Origin of the sequence: Vibrio sp. D420a, assembly GCF_030248625.1 — a bacterium.
In the GTDB taxonomy this organism is placed as follows: Bacteria; Pseudomonadota; Gammaproteobacteria; order Enterobacterales; family Vibrionaceae; genus Vibrio; species Vibrio fortis_A.
Genome location: NZ_JAHGAN010000082.1, coordinates 1 through 6,667 on the forward strand (window position 1 = coordinate 1; position 6,667 = coordinate 6,667).

A 6,667-nucleotide genomic window follows, 5' to 3' on the forward strand; every position below is an offset into this window, starting at 1 on the left:
CGCAATGAACCTTTTTTATTACCTGCGATTTATCTAAGTACATGGCTTACTCTAGAAAAACAAAAACGCCAGCTCGCAGGCTGGCGTTTCTTTTTAGCGGTTCAACTCAATTAAGCTTTAAGCGCTTTAAATGCGTTGATTAGACCGTTAGTTGAGCTATCGTGAGATGTCACTTCTGCGTCATCAGCAAGCTCAGGCAGGATTTGGTTCGCCAGTTGCTTACCAAGCTCTACACCCCATTGGTCGAAGCTGAAGATGTTCCAGATAACGCCTTGTACGAAGATCTTGTGCTCGTACATCGCGATTAGGTTACCCAGAGTGCGAGGCGTGATTTGCTTAACTAGGATAGAGTTTGTTGGGCGGTTACCTTCAAACACTTTAAATGGTACTAGTTCTGCTACTTCTTCAGCTGTTTTACCTGCTGCTAGGAATTCAGCTTCTACTGTCTCTTTTGTCTTACCGAATGCTAGTGCTTCAGTTTGAGCAAAGAAGTTAGACATTAGCTTCTGATGGTGATCAGATGCTGGGTTGTGGCTGATTGCTGGAGCAATGAAGTCAGAAGGGATCAGCTTAGTACCTTGGTGAATCAACTGGTAGAAAGCGTGCTGGCCGTTTGTACCAGGCTCACCCCAGATGATTGGACCCGTTTGGTATTCCACTGGGTTACCGTCACGGTCAACAAACTTACCGTTAGACTCCATGTTACCTTGCTGGAAGTACGCAGCAAAACGGTGCATGTATTGGTCGTAAGGTAGAATTGCTTCAGACTCAGCGCCGTGGAAGTTGTTGTACCAAATACCGATTAGCGCAAGGATAACTGGAATGTTGCATTCAAACTCAGTTGAAGCAAAGTGGTTATCCATGTCGTGAGCACCTTCAAGAAGCTCAACGAAGTTGTCGAAACCTACAGACAGTGAAATCGACAGACCGATTGCAGACCATAGAGAGTAACGACCGCCAACCCAGTCCCAGAATTCGAACATGTTGTCTGTATCGATACCAAACTCAGCTACCGCAGTTGCGTTAGTAGATAGCGCAGCGAAGTGCTTAGCTACGTGCGCTTCATCACCCGCTTCTGCTAGGAACCAATCACGTGCAGAGTGTGCATTGGTCATTGTTTCTTGAGTTGTAAACGTTTTAGAAGCCACTAGGAATAGTGTTGTTTCTGGGTTTACTTTCTTCAGTGTTTCAACGATGTGAGTACCATCAACGTTAGACACGAAGTGCATGTTTAGGCGTGTTTTGTATGGTGTTAGGGCTTCAGTCACCATGTATGGACCTAGGTCCGAACCACCGATACCAATGTTTACAACATCAGTGATCTCTTTACCTGTGTAGCCTTTCCACTCACCTGATACGATACGGTGTGTGAAGAGTTCCATTTTTGCTAGAACAGCATTTACAGCAGGCATTACATCTTTACCATCAACCATCACTGGCTTATCGCTGCGATTACGCAGAGCAGTGTGAAGAACTGAACGACCTTCAGTTTGGTTGATTGCGTCACCTTTGAACATTGCTTCGATTGCAGATTTAACTTCTGTTTCGTTAGCAAGTGCGAATAGGTGCTGCATCGTTTCTGCATCGATAAGGTTCTTAGAGTAATCGACTAAGATGTCTGAACCGAAGCGAGTAGAGAACGCGTCAAAACGCTTTGCATCTTGAGCGAATAGCTCTTTTAGCTCCATATCTTGAGCAGATTCAAAGTGTGCAGTTAGAGATTTCCACGCTTGTGTTTGCGTTGGGTTGATATTTTTCAACATGGTAACTATCCCGATGTTACTTTAGGTTTTATTCTCAATATCACCAATGTGATAAGAGAACCCCCGATTAGGCAAAAGCTCTATGATTCGGTGACGACAAAGATTTCATCATCACTGAAAGATTCTTTGTAATTTTTTTTCACGGCGTATTATGCCGTATATAACCATCAGCGCCTTGAGATAAATCACGGTTCGTTTTTGTGAACCACTAACTGGCGCTGATTTCGGTTCTACACTGTAGAAGTGTGAACTAAACCCTGTAAATTCAAGTTCAAAAGATAGCGTTAAACCGCTTTTTTGCCAAATACATTATAGAGGATGCTATATGTGGTTTCAGAAGACTATTCACCTCAATGCACGAAAGCGTGGATTTCATCTCATTACTGATGAAATTGAACAACACATCAACGACATTAATTGTCCAACTGTTGGTTTATTACACTTATTTATCCAACATACTTCTGCGAGCTTAACCCTCAATGAAAACGCCGATCCTACCGTACGTGCGGATATGGAGTCGCACTTTAATCGCTATGTACCTGAGAGAGCGCCGTACTATCGACACACTTATGAGGGCGACGACGACATGCCAGCACACATTAAAGCATCGCTTCTGGGCAATAGTGTGACAATCCCCATTACCAATGGTCGATTAGCTTTAGGAACATGGCAGGGCATTTACTTAGGTGAACATCGTGATTTCGGCGGTAGCCGCACCGTGATACTGACAATCCAAGGTGAATAACGCAGAAAAACCTTAATTGAATCAATAAAAAAGAGTGGTGCGTTTCCACGACCACTCTTATTCATAGAGCTTTAGGCCTACGGTAGGCCAAATACTTTTTAAGCTCAGTTGAGCGAGAACATTAGCTTTAGAAGGGCTGGTTTATCATAACCCTAAAGGTACCTTCATCACCGCCTCGGGCTAATTCTGCTCTCACCACAATGCCTTCTACCTGAAAGCGCACCGCGCCACCCAAACTCCATTTCATATCGGTATGCAGTGTTTTTATATCGTACTCATCAGCCACTCGCCCTACTTCGGCAAAAGCAACCCACTGCCACCACGGCAAGTCGTAGTAGTTAATCAGCGGAATGTCTTCCAGTGGCTGCCATTCAGGTAACACACGATACTCCGCGGAATAATGAACTGCAGAGCGACCATGGAATCTGCCACCGGTATAACCTCTTAATCTGTACAGACCACCAAGACGCGCTTGTTCTGTTTCAGGCGGGCGAGCACACTCCTGACCAGAGCAGTTATTCCACGTAGGTGTATCGGCGGTATAGAAATCAAAAGCCAGCACTTGTTGATCAAACCAATCTCCAAGTGGACCTAATGCGTAGTATTGGCTATTTTGAAATGTCCATTTAAACCAAGGGGCACTCTCAGACCAATCGTCAGCCCCTGTCGTCAGCTTTAACAAAGAGTGTGAACCTTTGGTTGGATTACGAGTGCTGTCTCGGTTATCCCAATCAAAGCTTAAATTAAAGCCTGTCGCTTTCTCGGTTTGGTTGAGATCTTTGAGCTCACGCGAGGTATAAAACGGCGTAAAGATAATCGAACTCACGCCAGACTCTAGCGGAGAGGCGAAGCTGACGTCTTTAATCGGTTGGAACGCACCCAAAAGACCATGCTCTGCGACATTCCCCCAAGGCAACAAATACTTAAACTCAGCTTGATAGTTTTGCTCATGACCGTCAGCGATGGTTTTATCCAGATCAGAAGAGTCATTGCTGCCCTGATCACCGAGATAATATGGATTGTCATTAAAACGAGCTTGGTACATCTGAGTACTAAACAGCAGGTTTTGCGACAACGCGTAGTTAAAAGCGGACAAGAACACGACGTAGCTGTCTTTATCGGAATAGAGCGCAGTACCAAACAACGCTGCCTGTGGCTGCCCTACTCCTTTTGCGACACCAGCAACCCCAAAGGTATTACCCATGGTTTCAGTACTGAAGTAGAAGGGAACAAACGCAGAGTCTTTGGGTTCTTTCTCTGGCTTATCTGAGGCTTGAGCGGGAGTAAAAACCAGCGAGGCTGCCAGCGTCATAGCACTGGCAAACCACCTTTTTTTACCGCTCACGATTTCACGTACTCCATCGCGACACGTGAAGTGAGTTTGGTAACCAATTCATAAGCGATAGTGCCGATGTGAGACGCAACCTCTTCAGAAGGCAGAGCCTTACCCCACAAGGTTGCTTCGTCACCCACTTGGTCGGTAGCATCAGGGCCTAAATCAACAGTCAGCATGTCCATAGAGACACGACCTGCAATCGGCACTTTGCGACCATTGATGAATACCGGTGTGCCGTTAGGTGCGGTACGCGGGTAACCATCACCGTAACCAATTGCGATCACGCCCATTTTGGTATCGCGGTCGCTGGTCCAGTTACCCCCATAGCCAACGCTTTCACCTGCTTTAAGGTCACGGACTGCAATCAGGTGCGAAGTCAGGGTCATCACAGGCTGAAAGCCTAGGTCTTGTGCTGTCTGTTCTACAAACGGAGATACGCCGTAAGAGATAATCCCAGGGCGAACCCAATCTAAGTGGCTCTCTGGCCATGCTAGCAAGCCTGCCGAGTTTGCCAAAGAGCGCTCGCCCTCGCAGCCTTCTGTTAGCGATAGAAACAACTCTGTTTGTTGCTGTGTAGTGCCTTTATCTAATTCATCAGCACAACCGAAGTGGCTCATATAGCGCAGCGGTTTAGCAACGTTAGGACACTGATGAAGGCGTTCCACAAAGTTTTGATACTGCTCAGAGCGAACCCCTAAGCGATGCATACCGCTATCCACTTTCAGCCAAACAACAACCGGAGCTTCGAGCTTGGTGTTTTCTAGCGCGCTTAACTGCTCTTCACAGTGGACCACGGTTTGAATGTTGTTGGTGACAAGGATCGGCAAATCGCCTGAAGAGTAAAAGCCTTCAAGCAATAGAATAGGTTGCACAATGCCGCCCGCACGCAGTTGCAGCGCTTCTTCAATACGAGCAACGCCGAATGCATCGGAGTTTTTAGAGTGTTTAGCAATCTGCAGTAAGCCGTGACCGTAGCCATTGGCTTTGACTACCGACATTACTTTACATTGAGGCGCCTTCGACTTTATCTGGCGAAGGTTATGCTCTAGTGCATTGAGATCAATGCTCGCGGTCGCCGCTTTCATGTACGTCATTAAGCGTTACTCATCATCAAATGCAGGACCTGCATAGTTATCAAATCGAGAGTGCTGACCTTGGAAGGTCAAACGAACCGAACCGATCGGACCGTTACGCTGCTTACCGATAATAATTTCTGCGATACCTTTTAGTGAGCTGTCTGGGTTATAAACTTCATCACGGTAGATAAACATGATTAAGTCGGCATCTTGCTCAATCGAGCCCGATTCACGCAAGTCCGAGTTAACTGGGCGCTTATCAGCACGTTGCTCTAGGGAACGGTTAAGCTGAGAAAGCGCCACAACAGGCACATTCAACTCTTTCGCCAAGGCTTTCAGAGAGCGAGAGATCTCGGCAATTTCTAAGGTACGGTTATCAGAAAGAGACGGTACACGCATCAGTTGAAGGTAGTCGATCATGATCATTGAAAGACCATCGTGTTCACGAGCAATACGACGTGCACGTGAACGTACTTCGGTTGGCGTTAGGCCTGAGCTGTCATCGATGTACATGTTCTTCTTGTCCATGAGGATACCCATGGTTGAAGAGATACGAGCCCAATCTTCGTCATCCAACTGACCAGTACGAATCTTGGTTTGGTCTACGCGAGAAAGAGACGCAAGCATACGCATCATCAACTGCTCGCCCGGCATCTCTAGCGAGAAGATAAGAACAGGTTTGTCTTGTTTCATCGCCGCGTTTTCACACAAGTTCATCGCAAAGGTGGTTTTACCCATCGATGGACGCGCTGCGACAATGATTAAATCAGAGCCTTGTAGACCAGCGGTTTTCTTGTTGAGGTCGTTAAAGCCAGTATCGACGCCTGTCACACCATCTTGCGGCGTTTTATATAGAATCTCGATACGCTCTAGCGTCTTCTCTAGAATGCTGTCTACGTTTTGCGGGCCTTCGTTTTCGCTCGCACGACCTTCTGCAATCGCGAATACTTTACTCTCGGCAAGATCAAGCAGGTCTTCTGAGGTACGGCCTTGTGGGTCGTAACCTGAATCGGCGATCTCATTCGCGACACCAATCAGGCTACGTACTAGAGCACGCTGAGCGACGATATCCGCGTACGCGTTAATGTTTGCCGCACTTGGGGTGTTTTTCGCAAGGTCTGCAAGGTAAGCGAAGCCGCCCACCTCTTCAAGTTGCTCACGCAGCTCTAAGTGTTCTGAGAGTGTAATAAGATCCAGAGGGGCACTTTCTTCTAGAATGTCTTTCACCGCTTCGAAAATCAGACGGTGTGGACGGCTATAAAAGTCCTTCGCTACGACCTTCTCAGCAACCGTATCCCAGCGTTCGTTGTCCAGCAACAGGCCGCCAATCACGGATTGCTCAGCTTCTAATGAATGGGGCGGGACTTTAATCGCGTCCACCTGATCGTTGGCTGATTTCTGATTTCTGGTATCCACTATGACTACACTCAAATAACTAATAATGATCGCTCATTATACCCAAGAACATTCATTTGTAATGCTATGGAGTGGGTTTGTTTTAGTCTTAAGTAAGAATTTACCTATTGCTGACTCAAATCACCAAGGGTAGCATTACGATCCTCCACCCATTCACTGTCCTAATGAGGTATGCGTGTCCAAATTATTTGCTCTTAGCCTTGGTCTACTGAGCACTCCATTAGCTTTGGCTAATGACACAGAATCCTCTGTTGATAAGCTTCTTGACTCAATAGAAGTGGCTGAGCCTTTAGAGCCAGCTGAAGAGTTACAATTAGAAGCAGCAACAGAT

5 protein-coding genes are annotated in these 6,667 nt (G+C 46.5%); 1 reads left to right on the plus strand and 4 read right to left on the minus strand.

The annotated features are described in order from the left end of the window. Positions 1-110: 110 nt before the first annotated feature. Entirely contained in the window at positions 111-1,763 is a 1,653-nt protein-coding gene (gene pgi / locus KI743_RS24250) for a glucose-6-phosphate isomerase (protein WP_285468560.1), read from the minus strand. Between the two features lie 325 nt (positions 1,764-2,088). Between pgi and KI743_RS24255 the strand changes: the two genes are divergently transcribed. Next, positions 2,089-2,508, plus strand: coding sequence for a secondary thiamine-phosphate synthase enzyme YjbQ (locus tag KI743_RS24255; RefSeq protein WP_150872903.1), 420 nt, complete (start codon positions 2,089-2,091; stop codon positions 2,506-2,508). Between the two features lie 127 nt (positions 2,509-2,635). Here the strand turns inward: KI743_RS24255 and KI743_RS24260 are convergent, their stop codons facing one another. From KI743_RS24260 to KI743_RS24270, 3 genes are read right to left on the minus strand one after another with little or no spacing between them, the layout of a single operon-like run. Then, positions 2,636-3,820, minus strand: coding sequence for a BamA/TamA family outer membrane protein (locus KI743_RS24260; protein ID WP_285468561.1), 1,185 nt, complete (start codon positions 3,818-3,820; stop codon positions 2,636-2,638). 29 nt (positions 3,821-3,849) lie between these two features. Continuing rightward, positions 3,850-4,938 carry an alanine racemase gene (gene alr / locus KI743_RS24265; RefSeq protein ID WP_152468065.1) on the minus strand — a complete coding sequence of 363 codons (1,089 nt, stop codon included), beginning with the start codon at positions 4,936-4,938 and terminating at the stop codon, positions 3,850-3,852. Positions 4,939-4,944: 6 nt separating this feature from the next. Further along, positions 4,945-6,336 (minus strand): replicative DNA helicase, encoded by a 1,392-nt coding sequence (locus KI743_RS24270; protein WP_084181823.1) that lies wholly within the window; start codon positions 6,334-6,336, stop codon positions 4,945-4,947. Between the last annotated feature and the right edge of the window lie 331 nt (positions 6,337-6,667).

Excerpts from the sequence above, each read along its gene's own strand:
- pgi (WP_285468560.1), bottom strand. The coding sequence starts at position 1,763 with ATGTTGAAAAATATCAACCCAACGCAAACACAAGCGTGGAAATCTCTA.
- KI743_RS24255 (WP_150872903.1), top strand. The coding sequence starts at position 2,089 with ATGTGGTTTCAGAAGACTATTCACCTCAATGCACGAAAGCGTGGATTT.
- KI743_RS24260 (WP_285468561.1), bottom strand. The coding sequence starts at position 3,820 with ATGACGCTGGCAGCCTCGCTGGTTTTTACTCCCGCTCAAGCCTCAGAT.
- alr (WP_152468065.1), bottom strand. The coding sequence starts at position 4,938 with ATGACGTACATGAAAGCGGCGACCGCGAGCATTGATCTCAATGCACTA.